This is a genomic window from Micromonospora sp. NPDC049107, from assembly GCF_040648595.1.
Classification (GTDB): Bacteria; Actinomycetota; Actinomycetes; order Mycobacteriales; family Micromonosporaceae; genus Micromonospora.
This window is the reverse complement of the sequence record NZ_JBEZEC010000003.1, coordinates 509,980-526,474: the sequence shown is the minus strand read 5'-3', so window position 1 is coordinate 526,474 and position 16,495 is coordinate 509,980. Positions and strand designations below refer to the sequence as shown.

Below are 16,495 nucleotides of genomic sequence, written 5' to 3'. Positions count from 1 at the left end.
CGCGCGAAGGCCGTCGGTCAGCCGCGCGAGGCCGCGACGGCCGGACCGTCGGGCGTCCGACGCGGCCCGACGGGCACCGGTGTGTCGCCGAGCATCGTCTCGGCGAGCAGCTGCGCCAGCCGCGTCGCGTCCCGCTGGGCCTGCCCGGCGCAGCAGTTGTTGAACAGGACGTGCAGGTCGTCGACGTCCTCGGCCAACCCGGCCAGCCGTTCCGCCCAGGCGCGTAGCTCCTGCTCGGCGTACGCGTAGCGGAACTTGTCCTGCTTGTCGCCGTCGCGCCACGCGTCACTGTGGCCGTGGAAACGGACGATCGCCGGCTCAGCCGTCCGCACCAGGATCGGCGGCACCGACGAGGGGTGCCCCTGCGGCATGTCGACGCAGACCAGTGAGAGGTCGTGCGCGCGCAGCAGATCCAGGGTCGCGGTCGTGGCCGCGCCGTCGAACCAGGACCCGTGCCGCAGCTCCACCGCCACCCGCCACGGCCGGCAGCGCTGCGCCAGCTCCACGATGCGCCGCTCGGCGGCGGCGCTTCGGGCCAGCCAGGGCGGAAACTGCAGGAGGACAGTGCCCAACTTGCCGGCGGCCGCGATCGGGGCCAGCGCCGCCCGGAAGCGGGACCACAGCTCCTCGTACGCCTGCTCGGGCAGGTCGCGGCGACGGACCCGGCCGGCGCCGGCGGTCGGCCGCAGGTCGCGTGGCAGCGCGGCGACCGGCGTGGGATGCCCGGTGAAGAGGCTGAACGCCTTGACGTCGAAGGTGAAGTCGTCGGGCGTGGCGTCGACCCAGCCCTGTGTCGTCTCCGGGACCGGGACGGCGTAGTAGGAGGTGTCCACCTCGACGAGCGGGAACCGGCCCGCGTAGAAGGCCAGCCGGCCGGCCGGCGTGTTGGCCGAGCGGGGATACCAGCCCGAGCGCAGCAGCGACTGGTCCGCCCAGGACGACGTGCCCACCTTGATGACACCCATGTCATTCAGTGGACAGTCCCGCACCGCGATCGGCAACCGCTGACGCCCGATGCCCACGTCGTGTCCGACCTGGAAGTGTCGGTGCCCGGTCCTAGGCTGCGGGCCGACGGACTTCGAGGAGAGGGCGACACCATGACCAGCACCGCGCAGCTCACCGGGGAACGGGCCGACCTGTTGCAGACGCTGCGCCGGCACCGGGGCTTCCTCCTGCAGACCGTCGACGGTCTGACCGACGAGCAGGCCGGCACCCGCAGCACCGTGAGCGAGCTCTGCCCCGGCGGGCTGATCAAGCACGTCGCGACCACCGAGGAGCGGTGGATGCTGTTCGCCGTGGGTGGCGCCGAGGAGATGCAGCGGACCGAGATCGACTGGGTCGGCCAGTTCCAGATGTCGCCGGGCGAGACCCTGGCCGGGCTGGTCGAGCGGTTCCAGGCGGTGGCCGCGCACACCGACGAGCTGATCGCCACCCTCGACCTGGACGCGGCGCACCCGCTGCCGCAGGCGCCCTGGTTCGAGCCGGGCGCGAGTTGGACGGTGCGTCGGGTCCTGCTGCACCTGATCGCCGAGACGTCCCAGCACGCCGGGCACGCCGACATCCTGCGGGAGGCGATCGACGGGGCGAAGACCATGGGCTGACCCGCGATCCGGCGGTCACCGGCCCGCGTGCACGTCGTGTTCCTCGTCCCCCGCGCGAGCGGATGTGACATCGCCCGCCAGAGCGGCGCTGAGGGACACGAGATGAACGCGGACCGGATGGACGGCGAGACCGCCGAGCAGCTGCTCGGCGGTCTTCCCGTCGACGAGTCCGCCGGCACGCATCCGGTCGGGCTGCTGCTGACGGCGGCCCGCGCCGCTGCGCGGCCCGGCGAGCTGGCCGGTCTGGGCAGCGCCGTGCGGGGCTTCCGCCAGGCCCAGGCACACCGCCACCGGTCTCCCCCGGCCCAGCGGGACGCGCCCGTGCAGGAGCAGGGCTCGACGGCTGCCGATCTCAGGACCGGAACGGGGACGTCGGGGGCCTGACCGGCTGGGTGGAGCGCTCGCCGGCGTACGCGTCGGTGCGGCCCCAGCGCCCGGGAACGCCGAGCAGGTCGACACGGCCGAACCCCGCGGGCAGAGCGGGCCTGACCAACAGGTCCTCACCGGTGGGTCGCAGACCCAGCAGGGTGCCGAGCAACATCAGCAGGCCTCCCGAGGACCACGACTTCGGGCGTCCGGCCGACGGCAACTGGACCGGATACTTCGTCAAGCTCCGTTCGTAGCCGGCGATCAGCTCGGGTACCGCCCCGCCGAGCGTCTGGGCCAGGTCGAAGATGCCCTTCGCGATCCGGGCCGCGTGCGCGTCGAACCGGTAGTGCCGCAGCCCGGCGGCGATCAGGGCGTTGTCCGACGGCCACACCGCCCCCAGGTGCGACCCCACCGGGTTGTACGGGCGCTGACCGGCGGCGTACGTCCGCACGCCCCAGCCGTTGAAGAGCTGGGGCCCCAGGAGGTGCTCGGCGACCGCCTCGGCCCGATCGTCCGCGACGATCCCGCTCCACAGCAGGTGCCCGATGTTTGACGACAGGGCGTCGACCGGTTCGCCGTACGGGTCCAGCGCCAGCGCGTAGTACTCCCGGTGGGGCAGCCAGAAGTCCCGGTTGAACCGCTCCTTCAGCGCCGTGGCCTCCCGGTCGAGACGGTCGGCGTACTCCGGGTCGCCCCAGAACTCGCGGGCCAGCCGGGCGCCGCGCCGCTTCGCGTCGTACGCGTAACCCTGCAACTCACAGGTGGCGCGGGGGAACTCGGGCAGCCGTCCCTGCGCGTCGATGATCGCGTCCGAGGAGTCCTTCCAGGACTGGTTGACCGCGCCGACGCGCTCATTGCGGCGCTGGTAGCGCACGTAGCCGTCGCCGGTCATGTCGCCGTACTCGTCGATCCAGTCCAGCGCCATCCGGGCCGGCTGGCGCAGCTCGCGGACGAGCTGGGCGTCACCGGACCAGCGCTCGTACTCGTCGAGCAGCACCACGAACAACGGGGTGATGTCCGCGGCGGCGTAGTACACCGCGCTCGGTCGCTCACCGAAGACGCTCGACTCGCCGTAACGGAGCTCAGAGACGATCTTGCCGGGCTCCTCCTCGCGTTCGTCGTCGAGGTGCCCGCCCTGCAGCAGGGCCAGCATCCGCAGCGTGGCCGGCGTCAACTCCGGGGTGAAGGCCAGCGTCTCCAGGCAGGTGATGATGCTGTCCCGCCCCAGGAAGGCCATCGACCACGGGAGGCCGGCGACCGGCACGCGCTCGGCGGTCGACAGTGGCCGGTACCGCAGCGCGGCCAGGTCGGCGAGGCTCCCCCGGTACATCTCCTCCAGGCCCCCGCGCTCGGCCACCAACCGCGGCGCACGGTCCAGCCAGGCCGCCAGGTCCTCCCGCATCCCGGTGCGGACGGCCCGCTGGTGCGCATGGAGGCTGGCGCGCATGTCCTGGCCGCCCTCCCCGACGACGGTCAGGACGACGTGCAGGTCGGTCTCCCAGCGCCCGTGCGGGGGGATGCGGATCCGGAACGTCATCCCGCCCTCGTCGACGTCGACCGCGGCGGTGCTGCTGACCGTCGTCTCCCGGACGAACCGCTGCCGCTCGTAGCGCAGGGTGAGCCGTTGGCGCGCGGAGTCGACGTCGACCCGTACGTCCCGCCGCCGCAGGTTCCCGATCTCGGTGATGTCGGCGAAGTCGCTGCCCATCTCCATCCGTACGCTCAGCTCGGCGGGCTGCGGCGAGTGGTTCAGCACGGTGATCTTCTCGTGGAAGCAATCGTGGACCGAGCGGTGCCGGATGATCGACAGGTCGGCGTCGACGTAGTGGCTCGCGGCGCCGGGCACCAGGAAGAACCGGGTCTCGAAGTACGTCATGTCGTCCCGGGAGAGGGCGTTGATCCGCTCGCCGTCGACGGTCAGCACCCAGTGCGAGAGGAAGCGCGTGTCGAACGCGAAGAGCCCGACGGGCGCCTGTGGATCCACCTCGACGTCACCCTGGGCGTCGCTGATGGCGAACACGTTGCCGGCGAGGACGTGCACGAGCTCCTGCCTCATGGTTGGCCGCCCGGCCCGCCGGTCGCCGCCCGCCCGGCCGGCGCGCTCCGCCGGGCCAACGCGGCCCGCCCCAGCTCGCGCGGGTGCCGGGCGCCCCTCGGCCCCGGCAGGACACGCCGCAGCACCAGCAGCAGCCGCATGTCGCCCCGCAGGGTCAGCTCGTTGCGCAGCAGCGCCGTGCCCGGGGGCAGGTCACCGTTGACCAACTCGTCGAAGACCGCCCGGGGCGCGCGGACGACCAGGTCCGCGTCGTCGGCCGAGCGGCTGACCCGGATGTGCTGGTCCGCCACGGTCAGGTACCAGTGCTCGGTGTACCCGTCGTCGCGCAGGTCCAGCCGGAGCGTCCCGGCCATCGTCTCGGGCAGGTCGAAAGGCCGGCCCGTCTCCAGGTGCTCCAGGTAGCTCGTCGCCGTCGTGCCCATCACATCCCCTCCCGCATCCCCGCAGAGTCCCTCGCGCCAGGGTGATCGGGAGTCACCCGAATCGGGTGAACCCGCGAGCTCCGCGCCCCCGCGATCTTGCACTTTCGGTGGTGACATATCGGTCGAGAGAACGCGAATCGACAGCAGAAACTGCAAGATCGCGCGGGGACTCGGGGGCGGGGAGGGTTGGGTTTGTTTGGCACGGGGGGTGGTGGGCAGGCAGCGACGCCAGGACGGCGACGGCAAGGGGGGTCGACATGCGGGCGCTGCGGCTGCGGGAGTGGAAGTCGACACCGGAGCTGGTCGAGGTTCCCGAGCCGACGCCAGGTCCAGGTCAGGTGGTGGTACGGATCGGAGGCGCGGGCGCCTGCCACTCGGATCTGCACCTGATGGACGAGTTCGAGCCGGGCGCGATGCCGTGGAATCCGCCGTTCACCCTCGGGCATGAGAACGCGGGCTGGGTACACACACTCGGCGACGGGGTCTCCGGGTTGACGGTGGGGCAGCCCGTGGCGGTGTTCGGCTCGTGGGGGTGCGGCACCTGCGCCCGGTGCCGCCTCGGCATCGACCCGTACTGCGAGAACCCGGCCGGCGCGCCGGTGCCGAGCGGAGGTGGCGGGCTGGGCCTGGACGGCGGGATGGCCGAGTACCAGTTGGTCCCGGACGCGCGGCATCTCGTGCCGCTGCCGAACGGGCTCGACCCGGTGCACGCCGCCCCGCTGACCGACGCGGGTCTCACCCCGTACCACGCCATCCGGCGGTCGTGGCCGAACCTGCCGCCGGGCAGCACCGCCGTTGTGATCGGCGTCGGCGGGCTGGGACACGTCGGCGTGCAGATCCTCAAGGCGACCACGGCCGCGCGGGTGATCGCCGTGGACACCCGCGCCGAGGCGCTCGACCTGGCGCGGGAGTACGGCGCCGACCGCACGGTCACCCCGGGCCCCGAGGCCACCGAGGAGATCCGGCGGGCCACCGGTGGGCGGGGCGCCGACGTGGTGCTGGACTTCGTCGGCAGCGACGCCACCCTGACGCTCGGCGCGGCGGTGGCCCGCACCGTGGGTGATCTCACGATCGTGGGCATCGGTGGGGGCACGCTGGGAGTCTCGTTCTTCTCCGTGCCGTACGAGGTGAGCATCGCGACGACGTACTGGGGGAGCCGGCCCGAACTGGTGGAGGTGCTGGACCTCGGCGCGCGGGGCCTGGTCCGGCCGAAGATCACCACGTTCGCGTTGGAGGACGCGCTTGACGCGTACCGGCAGATGCGCGACGGGACGCTCGAAGGCCGGGCGGTGATCGTGCCGTGAGCCCGGCGGACGCCGGGCGTCAGCCGCGCTCGAGCAGGCCCCGGACGTAGGCGGCCTGGCCGGCATGCTGCGCGTCGTCGTCGGCGATGCTGACCAGCCGCACGCCGAGGCTGACCGGCGGGTCCCACGACTCGTCGACGATGCGGTCCAGGTCCGCCGGGCGCAAGCCGGCGAGAAACGATCGGGTACGCGCCGCGACCGCGCCGTAGTAGTCGACGAGCGCCTGCGCGCTCTCCGGCCGTACCCCTGCGACCTGGGCGGGCGTGTGACCGTAGCCGGTGTCGTGCGGGTCGGCGACGAGCCCGAAGCGCCCCGCCCAGTCGCCACCGGTCCAGATCTGCTCGGCGTCGAGCAGGTCGGCGACGTGGTGGTCCTGGACGCGGGTCAGGTGCCAGACGAGCCAGCCGATCGAGTTGGCCCCCTCGGCGGGCGCCCAGCGCAGCTGCTCCGGCGTGAGGCCGTCGACCGCCGCGCGGACGAGGTCGGGCAGCCGGTCGTACGTCTCGGTCAGCAGGTCACTCACGTCCACGGGTACGCCTCCTGGTGGGTCTTGGATCACCGTACCGCCGGCCACCGACGGCCGAACCTCGGCCGCTACCGTGATCACGTGGTCGCCGCGCTGGAGCTGTATCTGGACCCGGACGCCACGCGGCGGATCCGGGTGCTGTGGGACGCCCTGGAGGCCGAGGGTGTGCAGAGCATGCGCTCGCTGCTCCAGCAGCGCCACCGCCCGCACGTGTCCCTCGCGGTGGCGCCCCGTTTCGACCCGGAGCGGGTGGCCGAGGCGCTGAGCGGAACGGTCGTGGCGGCTCCGCTGCGCCTCGACTTCCAGCACGCCGGGCAGTTCGTCGGTCGGGTGCTGTGGCTCGGTCCGACGCCGACGGCGGAACTGCTGGCGCATCACCGGCTGGTGCACGGCCGACTCGCCGCCGCCGGTATCGAACTGGTCGAGCACTACCAGCCGGGGCGCTGGGTGCCGCACTGCACGCTGTCCATGCGGGTGCCGAACACGCTGATGGCCGCCGCGGTGCGCCGCTGTCTGGAGGTGCTGCCGCTGACGGCGACCGTGGTCGGCGCGGCGCTCACCGACCACGCCCGTGGTATCGCCCACCCGCTGCGCTGAGCAGGCCCGACCGCGGGGCAAGTTGTCCGGTTTGGCGGGCCTGAGTCGGGAAACCGAAAACAGGGGGTGCGGACGCGGCCCGACGTGGGATGGTTCGACGTGGATGCCGTACCGGTGGCGACCCGCGTGCGCGGGTCGCCCGGCCGGGCGCGCGGGGCACACCGCGTCGCCCGCGACGGCTTCGACGACGAGAGGCAGGGCCCATGCAGGCTCAGCGCAGGCCACCGCGGAGCGAGCGGAGCCAGACCAAGCACGACCGCACCGGCGGTGGCCTGACCGGTGCCGCCACCCCGCTGACCATCTGGGCCGCCGCCGTGCTGCTCGGTCGCATCGGCGCCGGCGACGACGACCTCGAGGACGAGCGGCACATCCTGCGCGGCATCGAGTGAGCGTCGTTCACAGCCAGCCGCGGCGCTTGAAGACCAGGTAGAGGGTGCCGCAGACCAGCACCATGAGCAGGAGCGCGAACAGGTAGCCGAAGCGCCAGTTCAACTCGGGCATGTGCACGAAGTTCATCCCGTACACCGTGCCGATCAGGGTGGGGGCGAACAGGATCGCGGCCCACGAGGAGACCTTCTTCAACTCCTCGTTCTGCGCGTAGCTGGCGGCCGTGAGGCTGCGCATCTCCTCGTTCTGCTGCTGCGAGACCAGCGTGGCGTTGACGGTGAGGATGTTCTGCAGCAGGTGCCGGAACCCGTCCACCCGCTCCACCACCTGGGTGAGGTGGTCGATGACGTCACGCAGGTAGCGGCGCAGCTCCTCGTCGGTGCCGTAGCTGCCGGCGCCGGCCGCCAGGGAGTCGAGCATGCCCAGCAGTGGGCGGGCGGCCCGCTGGAACTCGATGACCTCCCGGCTGAGCCCGTAGATGCGCCGGCTGGCGTTCGGGTCACCACCGAACACCTGGGTCTCGATCTCGTCGATGTCGTTCTCCAACCCGGCGACCACCGGCGCGTACCCGTCGACGACCTGGTCCAGGATCGCGTACAGCACCGCCTCGGGGCCCCGGGCGAGCATCGGCGCGTCGGCCTCCATGCGACGTCGTACCGCGGCCAGGTCGGGCGCCTCTCCGTGCCGGACCGTGACCACGAAACCGGGCCCGATGAACAGGTGCAGCTCGGAGAACTCCACCTCCTCCCGCAGGTCGTCGTAGCGGGCGGCGCGCAGCACCACGAAGAGGGTGTGCCCGTACCGTTCCAGCTTGGGCCGCTGGTGCGCGTTGATCGCGTCCTCAACCGCCAGGTCGTGCAGACGGAACTCGCGCGCCAACGAGGAGATCTGGTCGATGTCGGGGCGGTACAACCCGATCCAGGCCATCGCGTGGTCCTGCGTCTGCAGGCAGGCGTACGTCTCGGCGAGACCGGCCGGTGAGGCGAACCGGTGTCCGCGGATGTAGACCGCGCTGTCCACCAGACGGCCGGTGGACGGGCTCCCCGGCTGTGCGGGCGGGACGGCCCCGACCCGGGCCTCGTGCTCGTCGAGCTGACGGCCGAAGCCGTCGCCCCGGCGGAAGCGGCGGCCACCAACCACGAGCCCGCTCCCCTCCCGGCGCTGCCCGGCCCGGGGTTCGGGACGGGGGCGCTGCTTCCCCGGTGCTTACGACCCGAAACCCGGGGCCCCGGGCCGGTGCACGCGACGGACGGTTTCCGCACACCGCCGGACGGATGGCGACCACACGGCGGATACTCGCGGTGACCATGGGCGGGACGGGGGTGACGCCGGTGGAGGTGAACAGGCGTGCCGGCCGGCGGACCGACCGGGTACGGCGCTGGCTGCTCGCCGACGAGTCGCAGCAGCCCGTGCCGCAGGGCCCCGGCGGTCGCCCACCCGAGCAGCGCCACCACCCGTGGTGGAAGGTGATGTGCCTGACCGGCGTCGACTACTTCTCGACGCTGGGCTACCAGCCGGGGATCGCGGCGCTGGCGGCGGGGGCGCTCTCGCCGGTGGCGACCCTGGTGCTGGTGCTGGTGACGCTGCTGGGCGCGCTGCCCGTCTACCGGCGGGTGGCGGTGGAGAGCCCGCACGGCGAGGGTTCGATCGCGATGCTCGTACGCCTGCTCAGCTACTGGCCGGGCAAGCTGTTCGTGCTGGTGCTGCTGGGCTTCGCGGCCACCGACTTCATCATCACCATCACCCTGTCCGCGGCCGACGCGACCGCCCACCTCGACGAGAACCCGTTCCTGCCCAGCGGCCTCAAGGGTCACGAGGTGGTCGTCACGCTGCTGCTGGTGGCGCTGCTCGGCGCGGTGTTCCTCAAGGGGTTCGGCGAGGCCATCGGGATCGCCGTCGTCCTGGTCGCGGTCTACCTGACGCTGAACGCGGTGGTGATCGCCGACGCGCTGTGGCGGGTGGTGAGCCACCCGAGCGCGGTCGGGGACTGGACGAACGCCCTGACCACCGGACACGGGGATCCCCTGCTGGTGGTCGGGCTGTCCCTGCTCGTGTTCCCGAAGCTGGCGCTGGGTCTGTCCGGTTTCGAGACCGGGGTGGCGGTGATGCCGCACATCCGAGGGGACCGCCAAGACTCGGAGGACCGGCCGTTGGGCCGCATCCGGGGCGCGCGGCGGCTGCTCACCACGGCCGCCGCGACGATGAGCGTCTTCCTGATCACCAGCAGCGTGACCACCACCGTGCTGATCCCGCCCGAGGCCTTCCGGCCGGGCGGGGCCGCCAACGGCCGGGCACTGGCCTACCTGGCCCACCAGCATCTCGGCGGGGTGTTCGGCACCGTCTACGACCTCTCCACCATCGCGATCCTCTGGTTCGCGGGGGCGTCCGCGATGGCCGGGCTGCTCAACCTCGTACCCCGGTATCTGCCCCGCTACGGCATGGCGCCGACGTGGGCTCGCGCGGTCCGGCCGCTGGTCCTGGTGTTCACCGGCGTGGCGTTCCTCATCACGATCATTTTCTCCGCCAGCGTCGACGCGCAGGGCGGCGCGTACGCCACCGGGGTTCTGGTGTTGATCACCTCGGCGGCGACGGCCGTGACGCTCGCGGCGCGGCGGCGGCGTCAGCGCGGTCGCGCGGTCGCGTTCGGGGTCATCACGGTGGCGTTCGTCTACACCACCGTGGCGAACGTGGCAGAGCGGCCCGACGGCGTGAAGATCGCCGCCTGCTTCATCGGCGCGATGATCCTGGTGTCGGCGCTGTCGCGGGTGTCGCGGGCGTTCGAGCTGCGGGTCGACCGCGTCCAGCTCGACGAGCTGGCGAGCGCGATGATCGACGAGCGCTCCGGACGTCGCATCCGCCTGGTCGCGCACGAGCCGGAGCGCCGCGACCTCGCGGAGTACCGCGACAAGCTGGCCCAGACCATGGCGGACAACGACTTCCCCGACGACAGCGACGTGATCTTCGTCGAGGTCCGGGTCACCGATCCGTCGGACTTCGAGACGGGGTTGCTGGTACGCGGCAGCGTGGCGCACGACCGTTTCCCGGTGCTCAGCCTGGCCAGCTCCTCGGTGCCCAACGCGCTGGCCGCGCTGCTGCTGGAGATCCGCGACCGCAGCACGCGCCGCCCCCACATCTACTTCGAGTGGACCGAGGGCGGCCCGGCCCGCAACGTGCTGCGTTACCTGGCGTTCGGGCAGGGCGAGATCGTCTCGGTCACCCGAGAGATCCTGCGCCGCCAGGAGCCGGACCGGACGCGCCGGCCCCACGTGCACGCCGGCTGACCGGCTCGCCGAGCGCGGGTCGCGGCCGGTGAGGGTGGTCATATCGGCTGGACGACCGACCGGTGGCTGCTGCTAGCCTCGGCGCAGGTCATGAGTGCCAGCGCGAAGCCCCGGCTCGCTGGCCGGCAACCCTCCTCCGCGGTGGGGTGCCCCGGGTGAAGACCAGGCACCGGCGGGACGTCGGTGCAAGCGTGGCCTGGCACCCAGGTCAGCACCAAGACCCGGGAGACCGCATGCACATCCTCAGCCCCACGCCACCGGCCGTCCGGCGTACGCCGGCCCTGACCCGGCGCCGCCACGTGGACCTGATGCGAATGCGCAGCGCGGCGTGTACCGCCGCCTAAAGCGCTGACCCCTCCCCACCCCGCCCCACCCTTCTTCGCGTCGATCATGAAGTTGTTGCCCGCCTGACCGGCGTGTCGCGGCAATAACTTCATGATCGACGGGATCGACGCATCCCTTTGGAGTTAGTTATGCGTATTTCTTCTCGTTTTGTTGCTGTTGGGGTTTCTTTGTTGACCGTTGGTTTGCTGGGTGCTTGCTCGGGTGGAGGTGACTCTTCGGGGAGTGGCGGCGGGAACCCGTACGGTCTGGCGCAGCCGGGTGTGCTGCGGGCCGGCACGCTGACCGACGCCCCGCCCAACGTGTACCTCAAGGACGGCAAGTTCACCGGCTTCGACAACGACCTGCTGACCGCCGTGGCCGGCAAGCTCGGCCTGAAGGTGGAGTTCGTCGGCACCGACTTCTCCGCGCTGCTCTCCCAGGTCAACAACCACAAGTTCGACGTCGGCAGCTCCTCGATCACCATCACGGAGGCGCGCAAGAAGACCGTCGACTTCGGCAACGGGTACGACTTCGGCTACTTCGGGCTGGACGTGCCGGCCGGCTCGCCGATCAAGGGATTCGACCAGCTCACCGGCGAGCGTGTCGTGGTGGTGCAGGGCACCGTCCAGGACGACTACGCCACCGGCAAGCAGCTCGACCCGGTCCGCGTGCCGGACTACAACGGCGCGATCAACCAGCTCAAGGCGGGCACGGCCGACGCCTGGATCGCACCGGCCGAGATCGGCGAGAAGTCCGCCGCCGACAGCAACGGCAAGATCACCGTGGCGGCCAAGCAGCTCAGCCCGGCGCCGACCGCGTACGCCGTCGCCAAGGGCAGCGACAAGCTGCGCGAGGCGCTGAACAAGGCCCTCGACGAGGTCATCGCCGACGGCACCTGGAGCCGGTTGCAGGCGCAGTACTACCCGGGCCGGCCGATCCCGGCGGACTTCAAGCCGGGCAGCGGCAAGGCGACAGCCCCGTCCGCGTCCGGGGTCGGCGCAACCGTCGGCGTCCGCGTCGGCCGCCTCCTGAGCGGCCGGCGGTGACGAGCGAGCAGGGCGGCAGGAGAGGCGAACGATGGATCCGTTGAGCACCCTCTGGGAAACGTTCTTCGACGTCGACGCGATGCGCGAGGCGTTGCCCGAGATGCTGACCGTCGGGCTGCCCAACACGCTGATCCTGGCGGTCTCCGCCGCCCTGCTCGGCACGGTGCTGGGTCTGCTGCTGGCCGTGGCCGGCATCTCCCGCAGTCGGTGGCTACGCTGGCCGGCGCGCGTCTACACGGACGTGTTCCGAGGGCTGCCGGCCGCGGCGACGATCCTGCTGATCGGCGTCGGGTTGGCGCCGCTGGGCATGCGGGTCTGGGGACCGGAACCGTACCCGCTGGGCATCCTCGCGCTGTCGCTGATCGCCGCCGCGTACATCGGGGAGATCTTCCGCTCCGGCATCCAGTCGGTGGAGGCCGCCCAACTTGAGGGCGCCCGGGCGCTCGGCTTCTCCTGGGCCGACGCGATGCGGCTGGTGATCATCCCGCAGGGCATCCGGCGGGTGCTGCCCGCCTGGGTCAACCAGCTCATCGCGCTGATCAAGGACTCCAGTCTGGTGTACTTCCTCGGCCTGGTGGCCAGCCAGCGCGAGCTGTTCCGGATCGGGCAGGACTACGCGGCCACCACCGGGAACGAATCCGCGCTGCTGCTGGCGGGCCTGTTCTACCTGGCGTTGACCGTCCCGCTGACCCACCTCGTCAACTGGATCGACCGGCGGCTGCGCCACGGCCGCCCGGCCACCGCGCCGGACGACGAGGACGACGACACGGCGCTGCCCGCCACGACGCAGGGAGACCGGCGATGACCACGACCTCGGTGAGCGTGCAGGCGCGCGACGTCCACCTGGCCTTCGGGCCGAACCGCGTGCTGCGCGGCGTCGACCTGACCGTGCCCCGCGGCGCGACGGCCTGCGTGATCGGACCGTCCGGTTCGGGCAAGTCCACCCTGCTGCGTACGCTCAACCGCCTCATCGAACCCGACCGCGGCGACGTGCTGCTGGACGGACGCAGCGTGCTGCGGGACGACCCGGACGCGCTACGCCAGCGGGTCGGCATGGTGTTCCAGCAGTTCAACCTCTTTCCGCACCTGAGCGTGCTGCGCAACGTCACGCTGGCGCTGCGCCGACTGCGCAAGCTCGGCCAGGACGAGGCGGTCCAGGTCGCCCGCGCGCAGTTGGAGCTGGTGGGGCTCGCCGGCAAGGCCGACGCCCGGCCCGCGCAGCTCTCCGGCGGTCAGCAGCAGCGGGTGGCGATCGCCCGGGCGCTGGCGCTGCGACCCGAGGTGATGCTCTTCGACGAGGCCACCTCGGCGCTCGACCCGGAGCTGGTCAAGGGGGTCCTCGGGGTGATGGCCGACCTGTCCGCCGCCGGAATGACCATGGTGGTGGTCACCCACGAGATGGGCTTCGCCCGGCAGGTCGCCGACACCGTGGCCTTCATGGACCGGGGCGTGGTGCTGGAGGCCGGCCCGCCGGAGCGGATCTTCGAGGGGGCCGAGCATCCCCGGCTGCGAAGCTTCCTCGCCCAGGTGCTCTGAGGAGACCGCTCAGCCAGCCTGGTGGCGCAGGTGCGCGGCGAACGCCTGCAGGTCGCCGAGCAGTTCCAGGATGGCGTTGCGGTAGGCCACCGACGCCCACAGGTGCAGCTCCTCGTCGTCCAGCCCGCCGAACGCGAGCGACAACGCCTTGCGGCGACGTCGGTCGAGCACCTTGTGCGGGCGCGCGAGCAGGTCACCCTCGCGCCGCAACGCCTGGAGGTAGGCGGCCACCGCCTCCTGGTAGTGCCGCCCGGCGACCCGTTCCAGCAGGGTGAACTCGAAGACGTTCAACGCCGCCTCGGAATCCCAGTACGCGCTGTCGCGCACCGGCGCGCTCGCCACGTGCCGGCCCATGGCGTGCCGGGCCTCGTAGAGCAGCAGCACACCCCGGCCGGTAGTGCTCAGCGGCCGGCGCGGCGTCGGCAGCCGCAGCGTCCGCACCGGCGCGGCGGCGGTCAGGTCCACCGCACCTGCGTACGTCGGCAGGCGCTGCGTCGTCGACGCCGGCTCGGGCAGCAGGCAGGCCAGCTCCTGGTAGGGCACCGGGCCGCCGGAGGGCAGGGCGCGTACGGTCGCCTCGTGCAGCTCGCCGAGCGGCCGGTCGTCCGGGGGGCGCCCCGGCGGCAGCGTGAGCACGAGGCCGTTGGCGCCGGGCACGGGCACAGCCAGCACGCAGGAGTTACGCAGGAACGCCCAGGTCGCCGCCGCTTCGCGGATACCACTCGCAACGGCCTGCGCGTCCGCCCGCCAGTCCTGGGCGATCCGTAGCCGCCGCGCCAGGTCGGCGGTGGCCGCGCCGTCGTGCGGATACAGCTCCCGTACGGCCCGGGGCAGCGACCCGGGGCGCAGCGCCAACGGGTCACCGGTGGGCGCGGGCACGGCGTGCCTCGGGCAGTCGGCGTCGGAGTGCGGGTCACCGTCGACCGCGTGGCAGTCGCCCAGCCAGCTCGCCCCGGGTGGTCCTGGCGGACGGGCGAACGCCAGGTGGGGCAACCGTCCGGTACGCAGGACCGTCTCGTACTGCGGCCGGGCGCGACCGGCCCGCAGCCCGTCCAGCGGCAGCACGGGGGCGAGGGTCACCACGGCGGCGAGGACGACGCAGTGCGGGCAGGCGTCGCGGACGCGGTAGCGCCGGAGGTGGTCCACGCCGGGCTGTTCCCACTGGACGCCGACGACGGCACCCTCCTGCGCCATCAGGTAGAGAAACTGGGTGGCGACACGCTCGCGGGTGACCGAGGCCAGCTCGTCGAGGAACTGCCGCTCGGTGACCACCCGCGGCTCGGCCGCGCTCGCCCCGCTGGTCATGGACACCCCCACCCGGACCGAACGCATCGACGATCGCCGAATGGCTTTCACCGTACCCGCCGACGAGCGGCCCGAATGCCCCGTACCCGGCCGAGCCCATGTCACCAATCCGTCACGGGATACCGCCGCTGGTCACTCGTTCGGGTTGCGGCCCAGCAGTCGGATCTCCTCGTTGTCCAACGCCGACTGGAGCTCCTGGAGCACCAGGTCGTCGATCTCCCGGTTGTCGCGCAGCCGCGTCAGCTCCCGTCGCTTGTGGGCGAGGACGCCGAGACGCAGCCGGAGCTCCAGCTTGCGCTCCTGAGCGGTCCGACCACCGGTCTCGTTGAGGTCGGCCAGGTGTCGCTGGTACTCGGCGCGCAGCCGGCGTACGGCCTCCTCCTCGGCCCCCACCTTCTCGGCGACTCCGGGCAGGGCGTCCAGGCCGGCCTGGGTGGCACGGCGGCGGGCGTGTCGGGTCTCGTCGACGCGCTCGGGGTCGCCGGACAGGCCCGCCCAGCGCACCACCAGCGGCAGCGTGGTGCCCTGCACCAGCATGATCAGGACGATCACCAGCGCCGTGACGAAGATGATCAGATCCCGCTCGACCACCGGACGACCGGAGACCGTCATCGTCGGCACGGCCAGCGCGGCGGCGAGCGACACGGCGCCCCGGAAACCGGACCAGCCCGCGACCGTGCCGACCCGCCAACTCGGTGTCGTGCGCTCCTGCTCCGCCATCCGAAGACGCCGCAGCCGCACCGACTGCGACGTCAGGTAGACGAAGCCCAACCGAGTGAGCACCACGGCGAGCGTCACCGCGAGCACGATCAGCACGGCCCTCGGGGGCGAGGTGCTGACGATGCCGCGCACGGCGCGGGGAATCTGGGTGCCGAGCAGCACGAACAGGCCGCCGTTGATCAGGAAGGTGGACAGGTCCCAGAACGCGTACGCCAGCACCCGGGAGCGGGCGCGGATGACCCGTGGGCCGGCGTACGCGAGCACCAGACCGGCGACCACGACGGCCAGCACACCACTGGCGTGCACCGCGCTGGCGAGCAGGAAGGCGGCGAACGGCGTCAGGACGCTCAGCGCGCCCTCGCGCAGCGGATCGTCGAGCCGCTTGCGGATCAACACCACGATGACGCCCACCAGCAGACCGGCGACCACCCCGCCGAGGCTGGCCCCGACGAACTCCTCGCCGATGCCCAGCGCCCCCGGTTCCCCGCGCTGGGTGAGCAGGCCCACGGTCACCGCGAAGATCACCAGGGCGGTTCCGTCGTTGATCAGGCTCTCGGCGTGCAGGGTGGTGAGGAGCTTGCGGGGCAGCCGCTTGGCCAGACCGGTGACCGCGGCGGCATCGGTCGGCGCGAGGACCGCGCCGAGCACCCAGGCGGCGGCGGGGTTCACGCCGAACGCCTGGGCGGTCAGGGAGACGGTGATCATGGTGAGGACCACGAGCACGACGGCGAGCAGCCCGATCACCGGCAGGTTGGCCCGGATCTCCCGCAGGCTGATGGTCAGGCTCTCCCGGTAGAGGATCGCCGGCAGGAAGATCAGCAGTACCAGGTCCGGTTCCAGGACCAGGTCGGACAGCGGCGGCGCGAGCCCGAGCAGCACTCCGAACGCGATGAGCAGCACCGGCGGCGCGACCCGGTAGCGGCCGCCGAGGGTGGTGCCGATCAGGACGGTGACGCCCAGCACCACGATCAGCACGAGCCCCTGCACGGCGTACCCCCTAGATCCCCGATTGGCGGCGCAG

16 protein-coding genes and 1 riboswitch are annotated in these 16,495 nt (G+C 72.2%); of the genes, 9 read left to right on the top strand and 7 right to left on the bottom strand.

Going from position 1 to position 16,495, the window contains the following annotated elements; genetic code table 11:
* Positions 1-17: 17 nt before the first annotated feature.
* Positions 18-965, bottom strand: coding sequence for a DUF72 domain-containing protein (locus AB0B55_RS10660; protein WP_357120157.1), 948 nt, complete (start codon positions 963-965; stop codon positions 18-20).
* Between the two features lie 132 nt (positions 966-1,097).
* Here AB0B55_RS10660 and AB0B55_RS10655 point away from each other — a divergent pair, with 132 nt between their 5' ends.
* Both AB0B55_RS10655 and AB0B55_RS10650 read left to right on the top strand, forming a co-directional pair.
* Positions 1,098-1,601 carry a DinB family protein gene (locus tag AB0B55_RS10655; protein WP_357120160.1) on the top strand — a complete coding sequence of 168 codons (504 nt, stop codon included), beginning with the start codon at positions 1,098-1,100 and terminating at the stop codon, positions 1,599-1,601.
* Between the two features lie 102 nt (positions 1,602-1,703).
* Positions 1,704-1,985 (top strand): hypothetical protein, encoded by a 282-nt coding sequence (locus tag AB0B55_RS10650; RefSeq protein WP_357120163.1) that lies wholly within the window; start codon positions 1,704-1,706, stop codon positions 1,983-1,985.
* Here AB0B55_RS10650 and AB0B55_RS10645 read toward each other — a convergent pair.
* Positions 1,954-4,026, bottom strand: a complete 2,073-nt coding sequence (locus AB0B55_RS10645) for a glycogen debranching N-terminal domain-containing protein (protein WP_357171539.1) — start codon at positions 4,024-4,026, stop codon at positions 1,954-1,956. The genes AB0B55_RS10650 and AB0B55_RS10645 overlap by 32 nt on opposite strands.
* Positions 4,023-4,448 carry an SCP2 sterol-binding domain-containing protein gene (locus AB0B55_RS10640; protein ID WP_357171538.1) on the bottom strand — a complete coding sequence of 142 codons (426 nt, stop codon included), beginning with the start codon at positions 4,446-4,448 and terminating at the stop codon, positions 4,023-4,025. Before AB0B55_RS10640 ends, AB0B55_RS10645 begins: the two co-directional genes overlap by 4 nt.
* Positions 4,449-4,705: 257 nt before the next feature.
* Here AB0B55_RS10640 and AB0B55_RS10635 point away from each other — a divergent pair, with 257 nt between their 5' ends.
* Positions 4,706-5,752, top strand: a complete 1,047-nt coding sequence (locus AB0B55_RS10635; RefSeq protein WP_357171537.1) for an NAD(P)-dependent alcohol dehydrogenase — start codon at positions 4,706-4,708, stop codon at positions 5,750-5,752.
* A 19-nt stretch (positions 5,753-5,771) separates the two neighbouring features.
* Here the strand turns inward: AB0B55_RS10635 and AB0B55_RS10630 are convergent, their stop codons facing one another.
* Entirely contained in the window at positions 5,772-6,281 is a 510-nt protein-coding gene (locus AB0B55_RS10630; RefSeq protein WP_357171536.1) for a DUF664 domain-containing protein, read from the bottom strand.
* Between the two features lie 78 nt (positions 6,282-6,359).
* Here AB0B55_RS10630 and AB0B55_RS10625 point away from each other — a divergent pair, with 78 nt between their 5' ends.
* Complete coding sequence (locus AB0B55_RS10625; RefSeq protein ID WP_357171535.1) at positions 6,360-6,875, top strand: 2'-5' RNA ligase family protein; 516 nt, start codon at positions 6,360-6,362, stop codon at positions 6,873-6,875.
* A gap of 203 nt (positions 6,876-7,078) precedes the next feature.
* Positions 7,079-7,264, top strand: coding sequence for a hypothetical protein (locus AB0B55_RS10620; RefSeq protein WP_357120179.1), 186 nt, complete (start codon positions 7,079-7,081; stop codon positions 7,262-7,264).
* A gap of 7 nt (positions 7,265-7,271) precedes the next feature.
* Here AB0B55_RS10620 and corA read toward each other — a convergent pair whose 3' ends face one another.
* Positions 7,272-8,402, bottom strand: a complete 1,131-nt coding sequence (corA, locus tag AB0B55_RS10615; protein WP_357120182.1) for a magnesium/cobalt transporter CorA — start codon at positions 8,400-8,402, stop codon at positions 7,272-7,274.
* Between the two features lie 134 nt (positions 8,403-8,536).
* On the opposite strand from corA, the gene AB0B55_RS10610 reads away from it, so the two are divergent.
* The 4 genes from AB0B55_RS10610 (at position 8,537) to AB0B55_RS10595 (ending at position 13,449) form a co-directional block, all read left to right on the top strand.
* Positions 8,537-10,543 (top strand): amino acid transporter, encoded by a 2,007-nt coding sequence (locus tag AB0B55_RS10610; RefSeq protein ID WP_357171534.1) that lies wholly within the window; start codon positions 8,537-8,539, stop codon positions 10,541-10,543.
* Positions 10,544-10,629: 86 nt separating this feature from the next.
* Positions 10,630-10,741, top strand: a riboswitch (SAM riboswitch).
* A 407-nt stretch (positions 10,742-11,148) separates the two neighbouring features.
* Positions 11,149-11,913, top strand: coding sequence for an ABC transporter substrate-binding protein (locus tag AB0B55_RS10605; RefSeq protein ID WP_357171533.1), 765 nt, complete (start codon positions 11,149-11,151; stop codon positions 11,911-11,913).
* Between the two features lie 31 nt (positions 11,914-11,944).
* Positions 11,945-12,718, top strand: a complete 774-nt coding sequence (locus AB0B55_RS10600) for an amino acid ABC transporter permease (protein ID WP_357120191.1) — start codon at positions 11,945-11,947, stop codon at positions 12,716-12,718.
* A complete protein-coding gene (locus AB0B55_RS10595) occupies positions 12,715-13,449 on the top strand; it encodes an amino acid ABC transporter ATP-binding protein (RefSeq protein ID WP_357120194.1) in 735 nt (244 codons plus the stop codon). The genes AB0B55_RS10600 and AB0B55_RS10595 overlap by 4 nt, the downstream gene beginning before the upstream one ends.
* A gap of 9 nt (positions 13,450-13,458) precedes the next feature.
* Here the strand turns inward: AB0B55_RS10595 and AB0B55_RS10590 are convergent, their stop codons facing one another.
* Positions 13,459-14,754, bottom strand: coding sequence for a hypothetical protein (locus AB0B55_RS10590; RefSeq protein WP_357171532.1), 1,296 nt, complete (start codon positions 14,752-14,754; stop codon positions 13,459-13,461).
* Positions 14,755-14,886: 132 nt separating this feature from the next.
* Positions 14,887-16,461: a Na+/H+ antiporter gene (locus tag AB0B55_RS10585; protein WP_357120200.1), complete on the bottom strand. Its 1,575-nt coding sequence runs from the start codon at positions 16,459-16,461 to the stop codon at positions 14,887-14,889.
* Between the last annotated feature and the right edge of the window lie 34 nt (positions 16,462-16,495).

What these genes read in the sequence shown, in the direction of transcription:
- AB0B55_RS10660 (WP_357120157.1), bottom strand. Translation starts at nt 965, where the DNA reads ATGGGTGTCATCAAGGTGGGCACGTCGTCCTGGGCGGACCAGTCGCTG.
- AB0B55_RS10655 (WP_357120160.1), top strand. Translation starts at nt 1,098, where the DNA reads ATGACCAGCACCGCGCAGCTCACCGGGGAACGGGCCGACCTGTTGCAG.
- AB0B55_RS10650 (WP_357120163.1), top strand. Translation starts at nt 1,704, where the DNA reads ATGAACGCGGACCGGATGGACGGCGAGACCGCCGAGCAGCTGCTCGGC.
- AB0B55_RS10645 (WP_357171539.1), bottom strand. Translation starts at nt 4,026, where the DNA reads ATGAGGCAGGAGCTCGTGCACGTCCTCGCCGGCAACGTGTTCGCCATC.
- AB0B55_RS10640 (WP_357171538.1), bottom strand. Translation starts at nt 4,448, where the DNA reads ATGGGCACGACGGCGACGAGCTACCTGGAGCACCTGGAGACGGGCCGG.
- AB0B55_RS10635 (WP_357171537.1), top strand. Translation starts at nt 4,706, where the DNA reads ATGCGGGCGCTGCGGCTGCGGGAGTGGAAGTCGACACCGGAGCTGGTC.
- AB0B55_RS10620 (WP_357120179.1), top strand. Translation starts at nt 7,079, where the DNA reads ATGCAGGCTCAGCGCAGGCCACCGCGGAGCGAGCGGAGCCAGACCAAG.
- AB0B55_RS10610 (WP_357171534.1), top strand. Translation starts at nt 8,537, where the DNA reads ATGGCGACCACACGGCGGATACTCGCGGTGACCATGGGCGGGACGGGG.
- AB0B55_RS10600 (WP_357120191.1), top strand. Translation starts at nt 11,945, where the DNA reads ATGGATCCGTTGAGCACCCTCTGGGAAACGTTCTTCGACGTCGACGCG.
- AB0B55_RS10595 (WP_357120194.1), top strand. Translation starts at nt 12,715, where the DNA reads ATGACCACGACCTCGGTGAGCGTGCAGGCGCGCGACGTCCACCTGGCC.
- AB0B55_RS10590 (WP_357171532.1), bottom strand. Translation starts at nt 14,754, where the DNA reads ATGACCAGCGGGGCGAGCGCGGCCGAGCCGCGGGTGGTCACCGAGCGG.